Source organism: Kitasatospora sp. NPDC127111 (assembly GCF_042677465.1).
Classification (GTDB): Bacteria; Actinomycetota; Actinomycetes; order Streptomycetales; family Streptomycetaceae; genus Kitasatospora.
The window spans coordinates 50359-72683 of record NZ_JBHXTG010000043.1 but is presented as its reverse complement, the minus strand read 5'-3'; the positions used below and the strand labels follow the sequence as shown (position 1 = coordinate 72683).

The 22325-nt window shown below is 75.3% G+C and carries 1 protein-coding gene; it reads right to left on the bottom strand.

Features of this window, described 5'->3' with window-relative positions; translation table 11 throughout:
- Window positions 1–22296: non-ribosomal peptide synthase/polyketide synthase (locus ACFVHB_RS24485; RefSeq protein ID WP_380326114.1), on the bottom strand; the 22296-nt coding region annotated here is incomplete at its 3' end.
- Window positions 22297–22325 lie beyond the last annotated feature (29 nt).

Sequence of the window (22325 nt, the reverse complement as noted above, 5' to 3'; positions counted from 1 at the left end):
GGTGAGGGTTTGCCAGAGGGAGGGGGTGGCTTGGAGGACGGTGGCGTCGTTCTTGGTGATGAGGGTGGCGAGGGCTTCGGGGTCGAGGACGTCGTCCTTGCTCGCGATGACGACGGTGGCGCCGGTGAGGAGGGGGAGGTAGAGCTCCAGGGCGGCGATGTCGAAGGAGACGGTGGTGACGGCGATCAGCCGGTCGGTGTCGTCCATCGGCACGCGTGCCGTCATGTCGGTGAGGAAGTTGTCCAGTGCGGCGCGGGGGATGACGACGCCCTTGGGGCGGCCGGTGGAGCCGGAGGTGTAGATGGCGTAGGCGGGTGAGCGCCTGTCGCCGGTGAGTGGCAGGGGTTGCGGTGATTGCGTGGCGAGGGCGGGGTCGTCGAGGAACAGCGCCGGGGTGCCGGGCAGTGCCTCGGCGGTGGTGCGGGTGGTGAGCAGGAGCGACGGCTTGGCGTCTTCGAGGACGTATGCGAGGCGGTCGGTGGGGTGTTCGGGGTCCAGGGGGACGTATCCGGCGCCTGACTTCAGTACCGCGAGGAGGGCGACGAGCAGGTCGGCGGAGCGCGGCAGTGCGACGGCGACGAACCGTTCGGTGTGGGCGCCGCGCTCGGTGAGCAGGCGGGCGAGCTGGTTGGAGCGGGCGTCGAGTTCGGCGTAGGTGAGTCGGTCGTTGCCGCTGATCACGGCGGTGGCGTTCGGTGTGGTGGCGGCCTGGTGGGCGAAGCGGGTGAGTAGCGGTTCGTGCCCGGGCTCGGTGACGGCGTCGCCGGCCCACGCGCCGAGGATGCGCTTCTCGGCGTCCGGGTCGGCCAGCCGTAGCCGTCCGAGCGGCAGGTCGGCCTGCGCGGGGGCCTCGCCGAGCAGTCGGACGAAGGTGGCGATCAGCGCGTCCACGCGGTCCTGGTCGAGCACGTCCGGCCGGTGGGCGAAGTCCAGGCCCAGCGCCCGGCCCAGGCTGACGGTCAGGCCGAGCGGGTAGTGGGTGGCCTCGTGGTTGTCGCCGCCCACGATGCCCAGTCCGCCGGCCGCCGTACGCAGCCCGTCGGCGTCGAGCGGGTAGTTCTCGAACACGACGAGCGTGTCGAAGAGTTCGCCGAGCCCGGCGATCCGCTGGAGGTCGGCGAGCGGGAGGTGCTGGTGGTCCATCACACCGGCCTGCTGGTCCTGGAGCCGGTGCAGCAGGGCGCCGAAGGTCTCGGCCGGGTCGAGGGCGACCCGGACCGGCAGGGTGTTGATGAAGAGACCGACCATCGACTCGATGCCCGGCACCTGCGGCGGGCGGCCGGAGACCGTGCCACCGAAGACCACGTCGTCCCGCCCGGTGAGCCGGCCGACCACGATGGCCCAGGCGGCCTGCACGACGGTGTTGACGGTGACCCCGTGCTCGCGGGCCCAGCGGGCCAGCGCCGCGGTCTCGGCCTCCGGCAGCTCCAGGCGGGTGCGGACCGGCAGTACCGGTGCGCGGGAGGAGTCGGGGGCGGCGAGCAGGGTCGGCTCCTCCAGCCCGTCGAGCACCTGCCGCCAGGCCGCCTCGCCGGCCGCGTGGTCCTGGGCGGCGACCCAGCCCAGGTAGTCGCGGTACGGGGTGACCCGGGGCAGCGTGGCGCTGCCGCCGGCGGCGCCGTAGAGGGCGAACAACTCGCCGAGGAAGACCGGCATGGACCAGCCGTCCAGCAGCAGGTGGTGGTGGCTGACGAGCAGCCGGTGCCGGTCTCCGGCGGTGCTGACCAGGGTGAACCGCATCAGCGGCGGCCGGTCGAGGTCGAAGCGCCGGGTGCGGTCCTCGGCGGTCAGCCGGTCGGCCGCTGCTGCTCGCTCCTCCTCGGGCAGGTGCCCCAGGTCGACCTCGTGCCAGGGCAGTTCCACCCGGGCGGGTATCACTTGGAGCGGGCTGTCCAGGCCGTCGTGGCGGAACGCGGCGCGCAGGTTGGCGTGCCGGGCGAGCAGGGTCTGCAGGGCTGCCCGGAGGGCGGACCGGTCCACCGTCCCCTCGATGTCGAGGGCGAGTTGGACGGTGTAGACGTCCTGGCCCTCGGTGTCGTAGGTGGCGTGGAAGTAGAGGCCCTGCTGGAGCGGGGAGAGCGGGAGCAGGTCGGCGAGCCGGCCGTGGTCGGCCTCCAGCCGGTCGATCTGCTCCTGGGTGACGGAGGCGACCAGCGGGCGCACGTCCGAGGGCGTGAGGCCGCCGTCGGTCGTCGCCGCGAGGGCGCGCAGGGCGGTGAACCAGGCCTCGGCCAGGGTGCGGATCTCGTCCTCGGTGAAGAGGCCATCGGGCCAGGACCAGTCGGCGGTCAGCCGCGGGCCGTCGGGGTGGTCGAGAGTGGCGGCGTTCAGCTCGATCGCGTGGGCCAGCGGCATCGCCGGGTCGCGGCCGTCGCCGAGGTCGGCGTCGGTGCACAGGGCCCAGTCGGTGCCCTGGCCGGCGGTGGCGTCGAAGCGGCCGAGGTAGTTGAAGCCGAGCTGGGGGCGGGTGAGCCCGGCGAGGGCGGTGGCCGTCTCGGGGTGGTGGCGGAGGAGGCCGTGGCCGATGCCGTTGTCGGGCAGGGCGTGGAGCTGTTCCTTGACGGCCTTCAGGGCACGTCCGGGGTCGGTGCCGGTGCCGGGGTCGAGGCGGACGGGGAAGAGGCTGGTGAACCAGCCGGTGGTGCGGGAGGTGTCGGCGCCGGCGATGACGGGCTCGCGGCCGTGGCCTTCGAGGTCCACCAGGACTTCGGTGGAGGTGGTGGCGCGCCAGGCGTTGACGGCGAGCGCGAAGCCGGTCAGCAGCACGTCGTTGACCGTGGCCCGGTAGCGGGCGGCCGTTTCGGTGAGCAGGGGCGCCGTCACCGCGGTGGGCAGGGTCAGCGACAGGTGCCGGACGGTGGCCGCGGTGTGCACGGCCGGGTCCAGCGGGCCGGCGCCGAGCGGCTCGTCCGCCTCGGTGGCCGATTGGGCCTGCCAGAGCGGGAGTTCGGCGGTGCGGTCGAGTGCGGTGAGTTGCTGGGCCCAGCGGCGGAAGGAGGTGGGGACGGGTTCCAGCGGGGTGAGGTTGTAGGCGTGGGCGAGGTCGGGGAGCAGGATCCGCCAGGAGACGCCGTCGACCACGAGGTGGTGGGCGGTGAGCAGCAACCGGCCCAGGTCCTGGAACCAGACGGCCTGGAGCATCACGCCGGTGTCGGGGTCGAGGCGCAGCTGTGCGGCGCGGGCTTCGGCGGTGATGTCGTCGCTCTCGGCGCGGCGCAGCAGGTCGGTGGCCCGGAGGCCGCCGGGTGCCGGGATGTCGAGGTTCCAGGTGTCCGTGCCGCGGACGAGTCGGGCGCGCAGTGCGTCGTGGTGGTCGAGGAGGGTTTGCAGGGCGTCGGCGAGCCGCTCGTAGGTGGTGTCGGCGGGTGTCTGCACCAGCATGCTCTGGTTGAAGCCGTCGATCGGGCCGCCGAGTTCGCGCAGCCAGCCGATGATGGGGGTTTCCGGGACGAGGCCGAAGGCGGCCTCGCGTTCCTCGGTGGGCCGGGTGTCGGTGGTCGTGGCGACGGTGGCCAGGGCCTCGGGGGTGCGGTGTTGGAAGACCTCGCGGGCGGTGAGCACCAGGCCGGCCTTGCGGGCGCGGCTGACGAGCTGGATCGAGACGATGCTGTCGCCGCCCAGCTCGAAGAAGCTGTCCTCCACCGACACCGAGTCCACGCCGAGCAGCTCGCGGTAGATCCCGCAGAGGATCTCCTCGGCCGCGGTGGCGGGCTGCCGTCCCTGTCCGGTACCGGTGTACTCGGGCGCCGGCAGGGCCCGGCGGTCGAGCTTGCCGTTGGCCGTCAGCGGCAGCTCGTCGAGGGTGACGAAGGCCGACGGGACCATGTACCCGGGCAGTGCCGCCGCGAGGTGGGCCCGCAGGACGGCCTCGTCCAGGACGCCGCCGCGCGGGACGACGTAGGCGACCAGGCGCTTGATGCCCGGCTGGTCCTCGCGGACGACCACCGCCGACCGCTCGGCGCCCTCGTAGCGGGCCAGCACGGTCTCGATCTCGCCGAGTTCGATGCGGAAGCCGCGGATCTTGACCTGGTCGTCGGAACGGCCGAGGTACTCGATCTGCCCGTCCCGGGTCCAGCGGACCAGGTCGCCGGTGCGGTACATGCGGCTGCCGACCGGGCCGTACGGGTCGGCGGTGAACCGCTCGGCGGTCAGGTCCGGGCGGCCCAGGTAGCCGCGGGCCAGGCCGGCGCCGGCCAGGTACAGCTCGCCCGCCACACCCGCCGGGACCGGCCGCAGCGCGGCGTCCAGCACGTAGGCGCGGGCGTTGCCGACCGGGCGGCCCACCAGCGGGCGGTCGGTGTCGGTGGTGCGGGTGGTGAGGCTGTCGACGGTGGCCTCGGTGGGACCGTACAGGTTGTAGCCGGTGACGCCCGGGGTGCGGGCGAGCTCCTGCCACAGGGCCTCGCCGACGGCCTCGCCACCGAGGGCGAGGATCCGCGGTCGGGCCGTCTCGTCCCGGACCAGGCCGTGCTCGACGAGCTGTTCGGCGTAGGACGGGGTGAGCTCCAGGAAGTCGATGCCGTGCTCCCGGACGTACCCGATCAGGGCGGCCGGCTCGCGGCGGGTGTCGTCGTCCACGAGGTGCAGCTCGTGGCCGGCGACCAGCCACAGCAGCGGGTCGAGCGAGGCGTCGAAGGACACGGCGGCGGTGAGCGCCGCCCGCAGCGGCCGGTCGGCCGCGGCGGTCTCGGCCGCGTACAGCTCGCCGAAGTGGTGGTGGAACAGGTTGCCGAGGCCGGCGTGCGGGACGACGACGCCCTTCGGCTTCCCGGTCGAGCCGGAGGTGTGGATGACGTACGCCGGGTGCGCGGGCAGCAGGGCGGCCGTGCGGTCGGCGTCGGCGGGCGCGGTGGCGGGCAGCTCGCGCAGCCGGTGGGCGACCGCCGGGGACTCCAGGTCGATGCGCGCGCCGCCGCGGTCGGCGGGCAGCGCGTCGCGGGCGCCGGCTCCGGTGATGACGGCGGCGGTGCCGGCGTCGTCGAGCAGTTGGGCGATGCGGCCGGCCGGGAGGGTCGGGTCGACCGGGACGTAGGCGGCGCCGGCCTTCATCACCGCGAGCAGTGCGACGACCAGGTCCGCGGTGCGGGGCAGGGCGACGGCGACGAACTGCTCCGGGCCGATGCCCTGGCCGGCCAGCAGCCGGGCCAGCCGGTTGGCGCGGGCCTCCAGCCCGGCGAAGCTCAGCCGCTGTTCGCCGGCCACCAGCGCGGTGGCGTCGGGGGTGCGGGCGGCCTGCGCCTCGAACAGTGCGGGCAGGGTGGTGGCGGGCGCCGGGCGGGAGGTGTCGTTCCAGGCCACGAGCAGGTGCTCGCGCTCCTCGGCGGTCAGCACGTCGAGCTCGGACAGCGCCCGGTCCGGCGTGGTGACCAGGGCGGTCACCACGCGGGTGAACCGGTCCGCGAGCCCGGCGACGGTCTCCCGGTCGAACAGGTCGGTCGCGTACTCGATCCGGCCGGCCACGCCGGCGGGGCTGCCGTCGGCGGCGTACTCCTCGGCGAGCTGGAAGGAGAGGTCGAACTTGGCGCCGTCGACCCCGGCCTCGTGCGGCTCGACGGTGAGACCGGGCAGCTCCAGGGCGGCGGCCGCGTTGTTCTGGAACGAGAGCATCACCTGGAACAGCGGGTGCCGGGCCAACGACCGCTCGGGGTTGAGCAGTTCGACCAGCCGCTCGAAGGGGACGTCCTGGTGGGCGTACGCGGCGAGGTCGGTCTCCCGGACCCGCTCGACCAGCTCGCGGAAGGTCGGGTCGCCGGAGAGGTCGGTGCGCAGCACCAGGGTGTTGACGAAGCAGCCCACCAGCTGGTCGAGCGCCTCGTCGGTGCGGCCGGCGATCGGCGAGCCGATCGGGATGTCCTCGCCGGCGCCGAGCCGGCCGAGCAGGGCGGCCAGGGCGGCCTGGACGACCATGAAGACGCTGGCGTTGGCCTCGCGGGCCAGCGCGGCCAGCGGGGCGTGCGCCTCGGCGGGCAGCCGCAGCGGCACGGTGTTCCCGCGGAAGCTGAGCTCGGCGGGGCGCGGCCGGTCGGTGGGCAGGGTGAGTTCCTCGGGGAGGCCGGCCAGGGTCTGCTGCCAGTAGCCGGTCTGCCGGGCGAGTTCGCTCGCCGGGTCGTGCTCCTCGCCGAGCACCTCGGCCTGCCAGAGCGTGTAGTCCGCGTACTGGACCGGCAGCGGGGTGAACTCCGGTGCGTGGCCGTCGACTCGGGCCGCGTAGGCGGTGGCGAGGTCGCCGGCCAGCGGGGCCATCGACCAGCCGTCGCCGGCGATGTGGTGCAGCACGAGCAGCAGCACGTGGGTCCGCTCGTCCACGGTGAACAGCCTGGCGCGCAGCGGGATCTCGCTCGCGAGGTCGAAGTCGCGGGCGGCGGCCGCGGCGAGCGCCCGCGCGCTGTACGGCTCGGTGGTCAGCTCCGGCCGGGCGGCACCGGCGGCGAGGACCAGCTGGCGCGGGTGGCCGTCGGTGTCGGGGAAGACGGTGCGCAGGCTCTCGTGCCGGTCGGTCAGGTCGCCGAGCGCGGCCCGCAGCGCCCCGGCGTCCAGCGTGCCGGTGAGGCGGACGGCGAGCGGCAGGTTGTAGGTGCCGGTGCGCTGCTCGAAGCGGTTGAGGAACCAGAGCCGGCGCTGGGCCGCGGAGAGCGGGACGGACTCCGGGCGGACCCGGGCCGCCAGCGGTCGGCGGGCCCGGGCCGCGGCGCCGATCCGCTCGGCGAGCGCGGCCACGGTCGGGGTCTCGAACAGGGCGCGGACGGGGAGTTCGGCGCCGAACAGGGTGCGGATCCGGCTGACCACCCGTGTGGCGAGCAGCGAGTGGCCGCCGAGGTCGAAGAAGCCGTCGTCGACGGAGACCCCGGCGACGCCGAGCACCTCCTCGAAGAGCGCGGTGAGCTGCTCCTCCCGCGGGGTGCGCGGTGCCCGCCCGGCGCCGGCCGCGGCCCCGAAGTCGGGGGCGGGCAGGGCGCGCCGGTCGAGCTTGCCGTTCGGGTTGAGCGGCAGCGCGGCCAGGGTGACGAAGGCGGCCGGGACCATGTACGCGGGCAGGGCGGCGGCCACGTGGGCGCGCAGTCCGGCCGGGTCGGCGGGCTCGCCGGCCGGGACGGTGTAGGCGACGAGCCGCTGGTCGCCGGGGGTGTCCTCGCGGACCAGCACCGCCACCTGGGCCACCGACGGGTGCTTGGCGAGCACGGCCTCGATCTCGCCGAGCTCGATCCGGAAGCCGCGGACCTTGACCTGGAAGTCGGTCCGGCCGAGGTACTCCAGCTCGCCGTCGGCGGTCCAGCGGACCAGGTCGCCGGTGCGGTACATCCGGCTGCCGGCCGGGCCGTACGGGTCGGCGGTGAAGCGTTCGGCGGTCAGGCCGGGGCGGCCGAGGTAGCCGCGGGCCAGGCCGTCGCCGGCCAGGTACAGCTCGCCGGGCACGCCGGGCGGGACGGGGCGCAGGCCCGCGTCCAGGACCAGGGCCCGGGTGTTCTGCCGGGGCCGGCCGATCGGCGGGGTCCGTCCGGCGGAGTCGTCGCCGCCGTACCAGGCGGTGGCGTAGACGGTGGCCTCGGTCGGGCCGTAGATGTTGGCGATCCCGGCGCCGGGCACGGCGGCCCGGATGGCGTCGGCGGTGTGCGCGGAGAGCCCTTCGCCGGCCAGCACGACGAGGTCGGCGCCGAAGCGCGGGGCGCCGGCCTGGCCGAGGGTGTGCGCGAGGGCCGAGGGCACCGCGCTGACCAGGCTGTAGTGCCGGCCCTCGGGCACGTCGAGCAGGGCCAGCACATCGCGGACGAGTTCGATGCGGCCGCCGGAGAGCAGCGGGCCGAGGATCTCGAAGACCGAGACGTCGAAGTTGAGCGAGGTCGCGGCGAGCACGTCGGAGAGCCGTTCGGGGCCGAGGTCGGCGGCCGCCCAGGCGGCGAAGTCGGCGACGTTGCGGTGGGCGACCACGACGCCCTTGGGGCGGCCGGTGGAGCCGGAGGTGTAGATCACGTACGCGGGGTGGCGCACGTCCAGCGGCCGGTTCCGCTCGGCGTCGGTGAGGTCGGTGGCGGCCAGGCCGGCGAGCCGCTCCCGGACGGCGGGGTCGTCCAGCAGCAGGGTCCGGGTGCCCTCCGGCAGCACGCCGGCGGCCTCGCCGGTGCTGAGGACCAGCGCGGGCCGGGCGTCGGCCAGCATGTAGCCGATCCGGTCGGCCGGGTAGCCGGGGTCGACCGGCAGGTAGGCGGCGCCGGACTTGAGGACGGCGAGCAGCGCCACGATCAGGTCGGCGGTGCGCGGCAGGGTCAGGGCGACGAACCGCTCCGGGCCGGCGCCCTCGGCGACCAGCAGCCGGGCCAGCCGGTTGGCGCGCGCGTTCAGCTCGCCGTAGGCCAGCTCGGTGCCGGCGTGCAGCACGGCGGGGGCGTCCGGGGTGCGGGCGGCCCGGGCCTCGAACAGCACGGGCACGGTGGCCTCGGCGACCTCGCGGCGGGTGTCGTTCCAGCTGCCCAGGACCAGGCCGCGTTCGGCCTCGGTGAGCACGTCGACGGTGGTGACCGGGCGGTCCGGGTCGGCGGTGACGGCGGCGAGCAGCAGGCCCAGCCGCTCGCCGATCGTCTCGGCGCTGCCGCGGTCGAACAGGTCGGCGGAGTACTCCAGCACCCCGGTCAGGCCGGCCGGGCCACCGTCCGTGGTGAAGGTCTCCTCCAGCGAGAACAGCAGGTCGAACTTGGCGGCGGACAGGCGTACCGGCAGCGCGGTGGCGCGCAGCCCGTCCAGGTCCAGGGTGGCCTCGGCGTTGTTCTGGAAGGCGAGCATGACCTGGAACAGCGGGTGCCGGGCCAGCGAACGGACCGGGTTGAGCACCTCGACCAGGCGCTCGAACGGCACGTCCTGGTGGGCGTACGCGGCGAGGTCCGCCTCCCGCACCCGGGCGAGGAGTTCGGCGAACGTCGGGTCGCCGGAGAGGTCGGTGCGCAGCACCAGGGTGTTGACGAAGAACCCGACCAGGTCGTCCAGGGCCTCGTCGGTGCGGCCGGCGACGACGCTGCCGAGCGGGATGTCCTCGCCCGCGCCGAGGCGGTTCAGCAGGGCGGCCACGGCGGCCTGGACGACCATGAAGACGCTGGCGTTGTGCGTGCGGGCCACGGCGGCGACCCGCTCGTGCACCTCGGCGGACAGGGCCAGCGGGACGGACGCGCCGCGGTAGCTGACGTCGGCCGGGCGCGGCCGGTCGGTGGGCAGGGCCAGCTCCTCGGGCAGGCCGGCCAGCGTGCTGCGCCAGTGCTCGATCTGCCGGGCCAGCGGGGTGGCCGGGTCGCTCTCCTCGCCGAGCACCTCGGCCTGCCAGAGCGTGTAGTCGGCGTACTGGACCGGCAGCGGCTCCCAGCCGGGGGCGGTGCCGGCCCGGCGGGCGTCGTAGGCGGTGCCCAGGTCGCGGGCGAACGGGGCCAGCGACCAGCCGTCGCCGGCGATGTGGTGCAGCACCACGAGCAGGACGTGTTCGGTGGCGGAGATCCGGAACAGCCGGGCCCGCAGCGGCGGTTGGGTGGTCAGGTCGAAGCCCTCGGCCACCGCAGCGGCCAGCGCCGCGTCCAACGCGCCCGCGCCGCCGTCCAGTTCGACGGTGGGCAGGGCGGGGGCGGACACCCCGGCCGGCAGCACCCACTGGCGTGGTCGGCCGTCGAACTCGGGGAAGACGGTCCGCAGGCTCTCGTGCCGGGCGGTGACGTCGCCGAGCGCGGCGTGCAGCGCGCCCGCGTCGAGGTCGCCGTCCAGCCGCAGCGCGAGCGGCAGGTTGTAGGAGGAGCCGGCGTCCTCGAAGCGGTTGAGGAACCAGAGCCGGCGCTGGGCGGGGGAGAGCGGGACCTCCTCCGGCCGCGGGCGCGCGGTGAGCGCGGCGCGGGCCCGCCCGGCGACCGAGATCCGCTCGGCGAGCTCGGCGACGGTGGGCGCCTCGAAGAGCGCGCGGACGGCCAGCTCCACGCCGAACACCGGGCGGATCCGGCTGACCAGGCGGGTGGCGAGCAGCGAGTGGCCGCCGAGGTCGAAGAAGCCGTCGTCGACGGAGACCGCGGGCAGGCCGAGGACGTCGGCGAACAGCCCGGCCAGGATCTCCTCCTGCGGGGTGCGCGGGGCCCGGCCGGCGGCCGAGGCGGTGAGCGCGGGCGCGGGCAGGGCGCGCCGGTCGACCTTGCCGTTGCCGGTCAGCGGCAGGGTGGCCAGCAGGACGTGGGCGGAGGGCACCATGAAGGCGGGCAGGCCCTCGGCGGCGTGCGCGCGCAGCTCGGCGGGGGACGGCTCGGTGCCCGGCGCGGGCACGACGTAGGCGACGAGCCGCTGGTCGCCGGGGGTGTCCTCGCGGACCACCGCGGAGACCTGGGCGACCGCGGGGTGCCTGGCGAGCACGGCCTCGATCTCGCCGAGCTCGATCCGGAAGCCGCGGACCTTGACCTGGTCGTCGGTGCGGCCGAGGTAGTCGAGCGCGCCGTCGGCGTTCCAGCGGACCAGGTCGCCGGTGCGGTACATCCGGGTGCCGGCCGGGCCGAAGGGGTCGGCGGTGAAGCGTTCGGCGGTCAGGCCGGGGCGGGCCAGGTAGCCGCGGGCCAGGCCGTCGCCGGCCAGGTAGAGCTCGCCGGCCACGCCCTGCGGGACGGGCCGCAGGGCCGCGTCGAGCACGTAGGCCCGCATGCCGTCCAGCGGGCGGCCGATCGGCACGGACTCGGGCACCTCGGCGGCGGAGCCGATCCGGTGGGTGGTGGCGAAGGTGGTGGTCTCGGTGGGGCCGTAGCCGTCGACGACCGTCAGACCGGGGCAGGCCTCCAGGACGCGGCGGACCGCGGCGGCCGGCACGACGTCGCCGCCGGTCCACACCTGGCTGACCCGGGCCAGGCAGCCGGGCCCGTCCTCGGCGATCAGCCGGAACAGGCCGGCCGTCAGCCAGAGCGCGGTGACGCCGTGCCGGGTGACGGTCTCGCGCAGCCGGACGGCGTCGAGGTCCCCGGCGGGGGCGACCACCACCTGGCCGCCGCCGAGCAGCGGCACCCACAGCTCGTAGGTGGAGGCGTCGAAGGCGGTCGGCGAGTGCAGCAGCACCCGGTCGTGCCCGGACTCGAAACGGCGGTCCTCGGCGAGCGCGACGACGTCGCGGTGGCTGACGCCGACGCCCTTGGGCAGGCCGGTCGAGCCGGAGGTGAACATCACGTAGGCCAGCTGGTCCGGGTGGACGGCCACGCCGGGGTCGTGGGTGGGCCCCTCGGCCAGGGCGGGGGCCGCCTCGATCACGGTCAGCCCCAGGTCGTCGGTGCCGTCCCCGGCGTCGTCCCCGTCGCGGAACCGCGCGGCGGCGTCGGCCGTGTCGGCGATCAGCACGGTGGCGCCGGTCTCGGCCAGGACGTGCCGCATCCGGGACGCCGGGAAGCGCGGGTCGAGCGGCACGTACGCGCCGCCGGCCTTGAGCACGCCGAGCACGGCCGCGACCAGCTCCGGCGAGCGCTCCATCAGCAGCGCGACCCGGTCCTCGGCGCGCACGCCGGCCGCGAGCAGCCGGTGGGCGAGCCGGTTGGCGCGGGCGTCCAGCTCGCCGTACGAGAGGGGGCCGGCGTCGGAGACGACGGCCTCCGCGGCCGGCGCCCAGCCGACCAGGTCGGCGAAGAGCCGGGTGACCACCGGATCGGCGCTCTGCTCCGGGCGCGCGGTGTCGTTGAAGCCGACCAGCAGCCGCTCCCGCTCCTCGGCGGCGAGCAGCGGGATCCGGCCGACCGGCGCGTCCAGGAGCTCCGGGGCGCCGGCGAGGACACCGACCAGCCGGTCCACCAGGGCCTGCGCGGCGGCGGCGTCGACGAGGTCGCCGCGGTGGTCCAGGCGCAGCTGGAGCCGCTCGCCGGGGACGGCGGTGAGGATCAGCGGGTAGTGGGTGGCGTCGTGGCCCTCCAGGCCGGTGACGCGCAGCCCGCCGCCGAGCTCCAGCACGTCGGCGTCCAGCGGGTAGTTCTCGAACACGACCAGCGTGTCGAAGAGCTCGCCGAGGCCGGCGGCCTGCTGGAGGTCGGTGAGGCCGAGGTGCTGGTGGTCCATCAGGGCGGCCTGCTGGTCCTGGAGCCGGTGCAGCAGGGCGCCGAGGGTCTCGGCCGGGTCGAGGGCGACCCGGACCGGCAGGGTGTTGATGAACAGGCCGACCATCGACTCGATGCCCGGCACCTGCGGCGGGCGACCGGAGACCGTGCCGCCGAAGACCACGTCCGCGCGGCCGGTGAGCTGGCCGAGGACCAGCGCCCAGGCGGCCTGGAGCAGCGTGTTGAGGGTGGTGCCGCGGGCCCGGCTCAGTTCGGTGAGCCGGGCGGTGAGCCCGGCCGGCAGGTCGACGGTGACCCGGTCGGGCGCGCTCGGCCCGCCGTCCCGGCCGGCGGGGGCGACCAGGGTCGGCTCGGCCAGTCCGTCGAGCAGCTGCCGCCAGGCGGCCTCGGCGGCGGCGCGGTCCTGGCCGGCCAGCCAGCCCAGGTAGTCGCGGTGCGGGGTGACCCGCGGCAGCGCGGTGCCGTCGCCGCCGTAGAGCGTGAACAGTTCCTTCACCAGGACCGGCATGGACCAGCCGTCCAGCAGGATGTGGTGGTTGGTGACGACCAGCCGGTGCTGCTCCGCGCCGGTCCGGAGCAGGGCGAACCGCATCAGCGGGGCGCGCGCCGGGTCGAAGCGGTCGGCGCGGTCCGCGGCCGTCCAGGCGGCGACGGCCTCGGCCCGGCCGTCGGCGGGGACGCCGGTCAGGTCGACCTCGCGCCAGGGCAGCTCGACCCGGGCCGGGATCACCTGGACCGGGGAGTGCAGCCCGAGGTCGTGCCGGAACGCGGCGCGCAGCGTCTCGTGCCGGGCCAGCAGGGCCTCGGCGGCGGCGCGCAGGGAAGCGGCCTCCAGCGGGCCCTCGATGTCGAGGGCGAGCTGGACGGTGTAGACGTCGTGGGCGTCGGTGTCGTAGGTGGCGTGGAAGTAGAGGCCCTGCTGGAGCGGGGAGAGCGGGAGCAGGTCGGTGAGCGGGCCGTGGTCGGCCTCCAGCCGGTCGATCTGCTCCTGGGTGACGGAGACCAGCGGGCGCACGTCGGACGGGGTGAGGCCGCCGGCCCCGGGGGACGCGCTGTGCGCGACCAGGGCGCGCAGGCTGGCGAACCAGGCCTCGGCCAGGCCGCGGACCTCGTCCTCGGTGAACAGGGCGGCCGGCCAGGACCAGTCGGCGGTCAGCCGCGGGCCGTCGGGGTGGTCGACGGTGACGGCGTTGAGGTCGAGGGCGTGCGTCAGCCGCATGCCCGGCTCCCGGCCGTCGCCGAGGTCGGCGTCGGAGCGCAGCGCCCAGTCGGTGCCGTCGCCGGCGGTGGCGTCGAAGCGGCCGAGGTAGTTGAAGCCGAGCTGCGGGCGGGCGAGTCCGGTGAGGGCGGTGCCGGCGTCGGTGTGGCGGAGCAGGCCGTAGCCGATGCCGTTGTCGGGCAGGGCGTGGAGCTGTTCCTTGACGGCCTTCAGGGCACGTCCGGGGTCGCTGCCGGTGCCGGGGGCGAGGCGGACGGGGAACAGGCTGGTGAACCAGCCGGTGGTGCGGGAGGTGTCGGCGCCGGGGATGACGGACTCGCGGCCGTGGCCCTCCAGGTCCACCAGGACCTCGGTCGAGCCGGTGCCGCGCCAGGTGTTGACGGCGAGGGCGAAGCCGGTCAGCAGCACGTCGTTGACGGTGGCCCGGTACGCGGCGGCGGCCTCGGTGAGCAGCGGGGCGGTGACCTCGGTGGGCAGGGTGAGCGAGAGGTGCCGGACGGTCCCGGCGGTGTCGGTCTCCGGGTCGAGCGGACGGGCGCCGATGACCGGGTCGGGACCGGTCAGCTGGGCCTGCCAGAGCGGGAGTTCGGCGCTGCGGTCGAGTGCGGTGAGTTGCTGGGCCCAGCGGCGGAAGGAGGTGGGGACGGGCTCCAGCACGGTGCCGTTGTAGGCGTGGGCGAGGTCGGGCAGCAGGATCCGCCAGGAGACGCCGTCGACCACCAGGTGGTGAGCGGTGAGCAGCAACCGGCCCGACTCCTGGAACCAGACGGCCTGGAGCATCACGCCGGTGTCGGGGTCGAGCCGCAGCTGGGCGGCGCGGGCCTCGGCGGCGAGGTCGCCGGTGCCCAGGTGTAGCAGGTCGGTGGCCCGGAGGCCGCCGGGTGCCGGGACGTCCAGGTTCCAGGCGTCCGCGCCGCGGACCAGCCGCGCACGCAGCACGTCGTGGTGGTCGAGGAGGGTCTGCAGGGCGTCGGCGAGCCGCTCGTGCGTGGCGTCGGCGGGCGTCTGCACCAGCATGGACTGGTTGAAGCCGTCGATCGGGCCGCCGAGTTCGCGCAGCCAGCCGGTGATCGGGGTCTCCGGGACGAGGCCGAAGGCGGCCTCGCGTTCCTCGGCGGGCAGGGCGTCGGCGGTGGTGGCGACGGCGGCCAGGGCCTCCGGGGTGCGGTGCTGGAAGACCTCGCGGGCGGTGAACACCAGGCCGGCCTTGCGGGCGCGGCTGACCAGCTGGATCGAGACGATGCTGTCGCCGCCGAGCTCGAAGAAACTGTCCTCCACCGACACCGAGTCCACCCCGAGCAGCTCGCGGTAGATCCCGCAGAGGATCTCCTCGGCCGCGGTGCCGGGCTGCCGTCCCCGGCCGGTACCGGTGTACTCGGGGGCGGGGAGCTGCTTGCGGTCGAGCTTGCCGTTGACGGTGAGCGGCAGCTCCGCCAGCGGGACGAAGGCGGACGGGACCATGTAGTCGGGGAGCGTGGCGCCGATGTGGGCGCGCAGCACGTCCGGGTCGAGGGCGCCGTCGGCGGCGGGGACGACGTAGGCGACCAGGCGCTTGATGCCCGGCTGGTCCTGGCGGACGATCACCGCGTTCTGGGCGACGGCGGCGTGAGCACCCAGGACGGTCTCGATCTCGCCGAGTTCGATGCGGAAGCCGCGGATCTTGACCTGGTCGTCGGAGCGGCCGAGGTATTCGAGGTCGCCGGTGCGGGTCCAGCGGGCGAGGTCGCCGGTGCGGTACATCCGGCTGCCGGTGGGGCCGTGCGGGTCGGCGGTGAAGCGTTCGGCGGTCAGGCCTGGTCGCCCGAGGTAGCCGCGGGCCAGGCCGGCTCCCGCGAGGTAGAGCTCTCCCGCGACACCCGGGGCCACCGGCTGAAGGGCTGAATCCAGCACATACGTGCGGGTGTTGGGGATGGGGGTGCCGATCGAGGGCACGCCGGTGCCTGCGCTCAACGGTGCCGAGAGGGTGGCGGCGACGGTGGATTCGGTGGGTCCGTAGGCGTTGACCATGCGGCGGCCGGGGGCCCAGCGGTCGACCAGCTCCGCCGAGGTGGCGTCACCGCCGACGATCAGGGTGCGGAAGTGCGGGTATGCGCCGGCCGGGACGCTGGCCAGGGCGGCGGGTGGGATGAGGGCGTGGGTGACGCGTTCGGTTTCCAGGACGTCGGCGAGGACGTCGCCGGCGAGCGGTCCGGCGGGCGGGATGACGAGGGCGGCTCCGGCGGCGAAGGTCATGACGAGTTCGAGGACGGAGGCGTCGAAGCTGGGTGAGGCGAACTGCAGGACGCGGCTGTCCGGGGTGACGTGGAAGCGTTCGACCTCGGCGGTGGCGAAGCTGGCGAGGCCGGTGTGGCTGACCACGACGCCCTTGGGGCGGCCGGTGGAGCCGGAGGTGTAGATCACGTAGGCCGGGCTCGCCGGGGCGAGCGCCACGGTCGGCCGGGCGGTGGACTCGCCGTCGAGCTGGGGGAGTTCGCGGAGCACCAGGGTGGGTGCGGCGTCCTCCAGCATGTAGTCGATGCGCTCGGCCGGGTACTCCGGATCCACAGGCAGGTAGGCGGCACCGGCCTTGAGGGTGGCGAGTTGGGCGATGACGATGTCGGTGGACCTGGGCAGGACGAGGGCGACGATCTGCTCGGGGCCGACGCCCTGGCGGGTGAGCCAGTGGGCGAGTCGGTTGGCGCGTTCCTCGACCTCGACGTAGCTGAGCGTGAGCGGGCCGCTGACCAGGGCGGGTGCGTGTGGGGTGGTGTCGGCGGCGGCTTCGAAGAGGCCGTGGAAGGTGACCGGGGCCAGCTCGCGCCGGCTGCCCGACCACTCGCCGAGTAGCGCCCGCTCGTCGGCCGTGAGGACGTCGATGCTCCCGACCCGGACGTCCGGATCGGCCGCGACGGCCTCCAGGACGGCGATCAGACGTGCGCCGAGTGCCTCGGCGGTGCTGCGGTCGAACAGGTCGACGGCGTACTCGACGCTGCCCGCCAGCCCGTCCGCCGACTCCGCCAGGGTGAACGAGAGGTCGAACTTCGCCGTGTCCAGGCGGACCGGCTGGAGGCTCACCTCGACCCCGGGCAGCACCAGCTGGTCGGAGGGGATGTTCTGGAGCTGGAAGGACACCTGGAACAGCGGGTGCCGGGCCATCGACCGCTCCGGGTTCAGCGCCTCCACCAGGCGCTCGAACGGCACGTCCTGGTGGGCGTACGCGGCGAGGTCGGTCTCCCGGACCCGGCCCAGCAGTTCGCGGAAGCCGGGGTCGCCGGACAGGTCGGTGCGCAGCACGAGCGTGTTGATGAAGAAGCCGACCAGCTCGTCCAGCGACTCGTCCGTGCGGCCGGCGATCGGCGAGCCCAGCGGGATGTCCGTGCCGCCGCCGAGGCGGTGCAACAGGGTGGCCAGCGCGGCCTGGACGACCATGAACAGGCTGGTGCCGCTGGTGCGGGCCAGTTCGTCGAGGCGGGCGCGCAGCTCGGCGGGGACGGTGAACGGGACGGTGTCGCCGCGGTAGCTCATCCGGGCCGGGCGGGGCCGGTCGGTCGGCAGGGCCAGCTCCTCCGGGAGGCCGGCCAGGGCCGTGCGCCAGTACTCGACCTGGCGGTTGAGCTCGCCCGCCGGGTCGTCCTCCGCGCCGAGCACCTCGGCCTGCCAGAGCGTGTAGTCGGCGTACTGGACCGGCAGCGGGGTGAACTCCGGTGCGTGGCCGTCGAGTCGGGCCGCGTAGGCGGTGGACAGGTCGCGGGCGAGCGGGGCCATCGACCAGCCGTCCGCCGCGATGTGGTGCACGACCACCAGCAGCACGGACTCGTCCTCGCCCAGGTCGAACAGGTGGGCGCGGAGCGGGAGTTCGGTCGCGAGGTCGAAGCCGGTCGCCGCTGCTCCGGCGAGGGCCGCGTCCAGGGTCGCGGCGGTGCCGTCGGCGCGGTGCAGCCGCGGCCGGGCGGCCGGGTCGGCCGGAGCCAGGACCAGCTGCTCCGGGTGGCCGTCGGTGTCCGGGAAGAGCGTGCGCAGGGCCTCGTGCCGGGCGGTGACGTCACCGAGGGCGGCGGTCAGTGCGGTGTGGTCGACGCGGCCGCGCAGCCGCAGCGAGAGGCCGAGGTTGTAGGTGCCGCCGGGGCCGTCGAAGTGGCCGAGGAACCAGAGCCGGCGCTGCGCGTGGGAGAGCGGAATCCGGGCTGGTCGGACCTGGGGCCGCAGGGCGGCGCGGGTCGCCCCGGCGGCGCCGGCCAGGACGCCGGCGAGCGCGGCGACGGTGGGCGCCTCGAAGAGGGCGCGGACGGTCAGTTCGGCGCCGGCCTCGGTGCGGATCCGGCTGACCAGGCGGGTGGCGAGCAGCGAGTGGCCGCCGAGGTCGAAGAAGCTGTCGTCGGCGGAGACCGCGTCGACGTCGAGGACCTCCGCGAACAGGCCGGCCAGCAGCAGCTCCTGCGGGGTGCGCGGCGCCCGCCCGGTGCCCGCCGCGCCCGTGAAGTCGGGGGCGGGCAGGGCGCGCTTGTCGAGCTTGCCGTTGGCGGTGATCGGCAGCGCGTCGAGGACCAGGACGGCGGCGGGGACCATGTAGTCGGGCAGGGCGGCGCCGACGTGGGCGCGCAGTCCGGCCGGGTCGGCGTTCGCACCGGGCGCCGGGACGACGTAGCCGACCAGCCGCTTGTCCCCGGGCCGGTCCTCGCGGACCAGCACGGCGGCCTGGGCGACCGCGGGGTGGCAGGTCAGTGCGGCCTCGACCTCGCCGAGTTCGATCCGGAAGCCGCGGATCTTGACCTGGTCGTCGATCCGGCCGAGGTAGTCGAGCTCGCCGTCGGCGGTCCAGCGGACCAGGTCGCCGGTGCGGTACATCCGCGACCCGGCCGGGCCGTACGGGTTGGCGGTGAAGCGTTCGGCGGTCAGGCCGGGGCGGCCGAGGTAGCCCTGGGCCAGGCCGGCGCCGGTGAGGTAGAGCTCGCCGGGCACACCGGGCGGGACGGGGCGCAGCCGCCCGTCCAGGACGTGGATCCGGGTGTTGGTGATCGGCCGGCCGATGGTGGGGGCGCCGGTGCCGGGGGTGAGCGGGCCGGACATGGTGGCGCAGACGGTGGACTCGGTCGGCCCGTACGCGTTGACCATGCGGCGGCCGTCGGCCCAGCGGGCCACCAGCTCGGCCGAGCAGGCCTCGCCCGCGGTGACCAGGGTCAGGCCGGCGGGCAGCTCCGCCCCGCCCATCGCCGCGAGGACGACCGGCGGCAGGGTGGCGTGGGTGACCCGCTGCTCGGCCAGCAGGGCCGCGAGCGGTTCGCCCGCGGCCAGCCGCTCGACGGGCGCGAGGACCAGGGTCGAGCCGTTGACCAGGGTGGTGAGGATCTCCCACATCGAGGCGTCGAAGCTGGGCGAGGAGAACTGCAGCACCCGGTGGCCGGCCCCGCCGCCGAACCGGAGCCGGTGGGCGGCGGCCATGCTGGCGACGCCGGTGTGGCCGACCACGACGCCCTTGGGGCGGCCGGTGGAGCCGGAGGTGTAGATGACGTACGCCGGGTCCTGGAGGGTGAGCGGCACGTCGGCGAGCGGCTCGGCCGGCGGCTCGACGGTGTCCAGCAGCAGCCGGGGGGTGCCGTCGGCGGGCAGGGCGTCCTGGAGCGCGGTGGTGGTGACGACCAGGCAGGGGCGGGCGTCGTCCAGGATGTACGCGATCCGCTCGGCCGGGTAGGCCGGGTCGACCGGCAGGTAGGCGGCGCCGGCCTTCATGGCGGCGAGCAGGCTGACCACGGTGTCCACGCCGCGGCCGAGGGCGACCGCGACGGTCCGGCCGCGGCCGGCGCCGTGCGCGGCGAGCAGCGCGGCGAGCCGGCCGGCCCGCTCGGCCAGCGTGCGGTAGTCGAGCACGGTGGACTCGTGGACCAGGGCGGGGGCGTCCGGGGTGCGGGCGGCCTGGGCGGCGAACAGCGCGGGCGTGGTGGCGGCCGGGACGGCGAGCGCGGTGTCGTTCCAGTCGTCGAGGATCCGGGTGCGCTCGGTCCCGTCGAGCAGTTCGACCGAGCCGATCCGGAGGCCGGGGTCGGCGGTGACGGCCTCGACCAGGCGCCGGAAGCGCTCGCCGAGGACGCGGACGGTGGACTCGTCGAAGAGGTCGCGGGCGAACTCGATGCTCGCGGCCAGGCCGGCCGGGCGGCCCTCGGCGTCGAAGCGCTCCCCGAGCCGCAGTGACAGGTCGAACTTGGCGGTGTCCGTCTCCAGGTGGCGGATCGCCACGTCGAGGCCGGGCAGCTCCAGCAGTGGCGCCGCGTTGTCCTCCAGGGCCAGGGTGATCTGGGCGAGCGGGTGGCGGGCCAGCGAGCGGACCGGGTTCAGGACCTCCACCAGACGCTCGAACGGCACGTCCTGGTGGCCGTACGCGGTGAGGTCGAACTCGCGGATCCGGTCGACCAGTTCGCGGAAGGTCGGGTCACCGGAGACGTCGGTGCGCAGCACCAGGGTGTTGACGAAGAACCCGACCAGGTCGTTCAGCGCCTCGTCGGTGCGGCCGGCGATCACGGTGCCGACGGGGATGTCCTCACCGGCGCCGAGCCGGTGCAGCAGGGCGGCGAGCGCGGCCTGCGCGACCATGAAGACGCTGGCGCCGGACTCCTGGGCGAGTGCCAGCAGCCGCCGGTGGGTCCCGGCGGTGAGCTCGAAGCCGACCCGGCCGCCGCGGTGACCGGCGACCGCGGGGCGCGGGCGGTCGGCGGGCAGCGCGAGCTCCTCGGGCAGCTCGGCCAGCGCCTGCCGCCAGTGCGCGATCTGCCGGGCGAGCAGGCTCTCCGGGTCGCGTTCGTCGCCGAGCAGGTCGTGCTGCCACAGGGTGTAGTCGGCGTACTGGACGGGCAGCGGCGCGAAGTTCGGCGCCTCGCCGCGCAGCCGGGCGGCGTAGGCGAGGCTGAGGTCGCGGGTGAACGGGGCCACCGACCAGCCGTCGCCGGCGATGTGGTGGACGACCAGCAGCAGCACGTGCCGCTCGGGGGCGAGCGTGAACAGGTGGGCGCGGACCGGGATCTCGGTGGCGAGGTCGAAGCCGCGGGAGGCGGCCCGCGCCAGCAGCCCGTCCAGGGAGGCCTCGTCGGCGACCTCGGTGACCAGCAGCTCGGGGCGGGCCCCGGCCGGGTCGAGGACGTGCTGGTACGGGGCGCCGTCCAGCTCCGGGAAGACGGTGCGCAGGCTCTCGTGCCGGGCGGCGACGTCGGCGAGGGCGGCGCGCAGGGCGGCGGTGTCCGGGCGGCCGGTGAGGTCGACGGTGAGGCCGTCGTTGTAGGCGGCCCTGCCGCTGCCGTTCTCCATCTGGTTGAGGAACCAGAGCCGGTTCTGGGCGGCGGACAGCGGCAGCCGCGCGGGCCGGGGGCGGGCGGTGAGGGCCGGCCGGGCGGCCGGGGCCGGGGTGGTGGCGGCGCCGTCGCTCAGGCCGAGGGCCTCGGCGAGGGTGGCGACGGTGGCGTTCTCGAAGACGGTGCGCAGCGTGAGCTCGGCCCCGAGCTCCTTGCGGATCCGGCCGACCAGCCGGGTGACCTGGAGCGAACTGCCGCCGAGCAGGAAGAAGTTGTCGTCGATCGAGCCGACCTGCTCGTCCAGCACCTCGGTGAACAGCCGGCAGAGGCTCTCCTCGGCGGCCGAGCGCGGGGCCCGGGCGGCGGCGCTCGCCGGAGCGGCGTCGGCGGCGGGCGTGGTGGCGGTCTCGGTGGCCGCGGCCCCGGCGGCCGGCCCGGCGGCGGCCCGGACGCGCCGCGGCAGGTCGGTGGTGTCCAGCTCGACCGAGTCGACCCGGTCGGTGAGCGCGGCGCGGCCCAGGCGGTGCAGGAAGGAGAGGAAGGTCCGCTGGTAGGCGCCCAGCTCCTCGCCGCCGTACAGGTCGGGGTTGGCGTCGAAGTCGATCTGCAGGCCGGCGCCCGTGCCGCGGTCGTAGACGATGAAGGAGATGTCGTCGGCGGGACCGATGGAGAGGTTGTGGGGGCGCGCGGAGTGCCCGCCGAACCGCAGGTCGTAGTCGAACATCATGATGTTGACGTGCGGCCCGACCAGGCGGCGGTCGTCGGCGAGCATGCCCAGGTCGTGCCGAAGGTCCTCGAACTGGTACCGCTGGTGCTTCATCGCGGCGCGCATCTCGGCGGACACCCGGGCCAGCAGCTCCTCGACGGTGTCGCCGGGCTCGACGGCGATGCGCAGCGGCAGCACGTTGGAGACCATGCCGGGGACGCTGCGGGCGTTCTTGCCGAGCCGGGTGGAGACGGGCAGGCCGAGGACGACCTCGGGGGCGCCGGTGAGCCGGCCGAGCCAGAGGGCGACGGCGGCGATCAGCGCGGGCGGCCAGGTGACGCCGGCCTCGCTCGCCAGGGCGCGCAGCCGGTCCGTCTCGGCGGTCGCGAGGTGGGCGGTGCGGCGGGCCAGCTCGCGGGCGAGGCGCGGCTGTTCGCCGGAGAGGCTGACCGGCTCGGGGCAGCCCCGCAGCCGCTCGGTCCAGTAGGCGCGGTCCGCGGCGAAGCGCTCGGAGTCGCGGTAGTCCGCCTTCTCGGCCAGCAGCCGGCCGAGCGGGGCGAAGGGGGAGTCCGGGACCGGCTCGCCGGCCGCCAGCGCGGAGTACACGGCGGCGGTGCGCCGGGCGACCAGGTTCACCGTGAAGCCGTCGACCAGCAGGTGGTGGTAGCGGTGCAGCCACAGGTGGCGGTCCTCGGCCACCTTGAAGAGGGCGAAGAGGAAGAGCTGGTCGTGCTCGGTGTCCAGCGGCCGGGCGAAGTCCTCGGCCATCCAGGCGCGGGCGGCCGCCCACGGGTCGGGGGTGCCGGTGACGTCGACGACGTGCAGCGACCAGTCGAGCTCGGCGGCCGGCACGATCCGGGCGGCGGGGCCGCTCTCGGTCTCGGTGAACCGCAGCCGCAGCGTCTCGGCCTCGGCGACCACCCGGCGCAGGGCGGCCTCGAACAGCTCCGCGTCCACCGGTCCGCCGATTTCCAGGAATTCACCGGTGTTGAAGATCGTGTTCTGCGGATTCAACTGCTGCGCGTACCAGACACCCGACTGGGCGGCGGTCAGCGGCAGCAGTACTCCCTGGCGGTCGGACACGGCCACTCACCCTCAATGCATCGACAGGA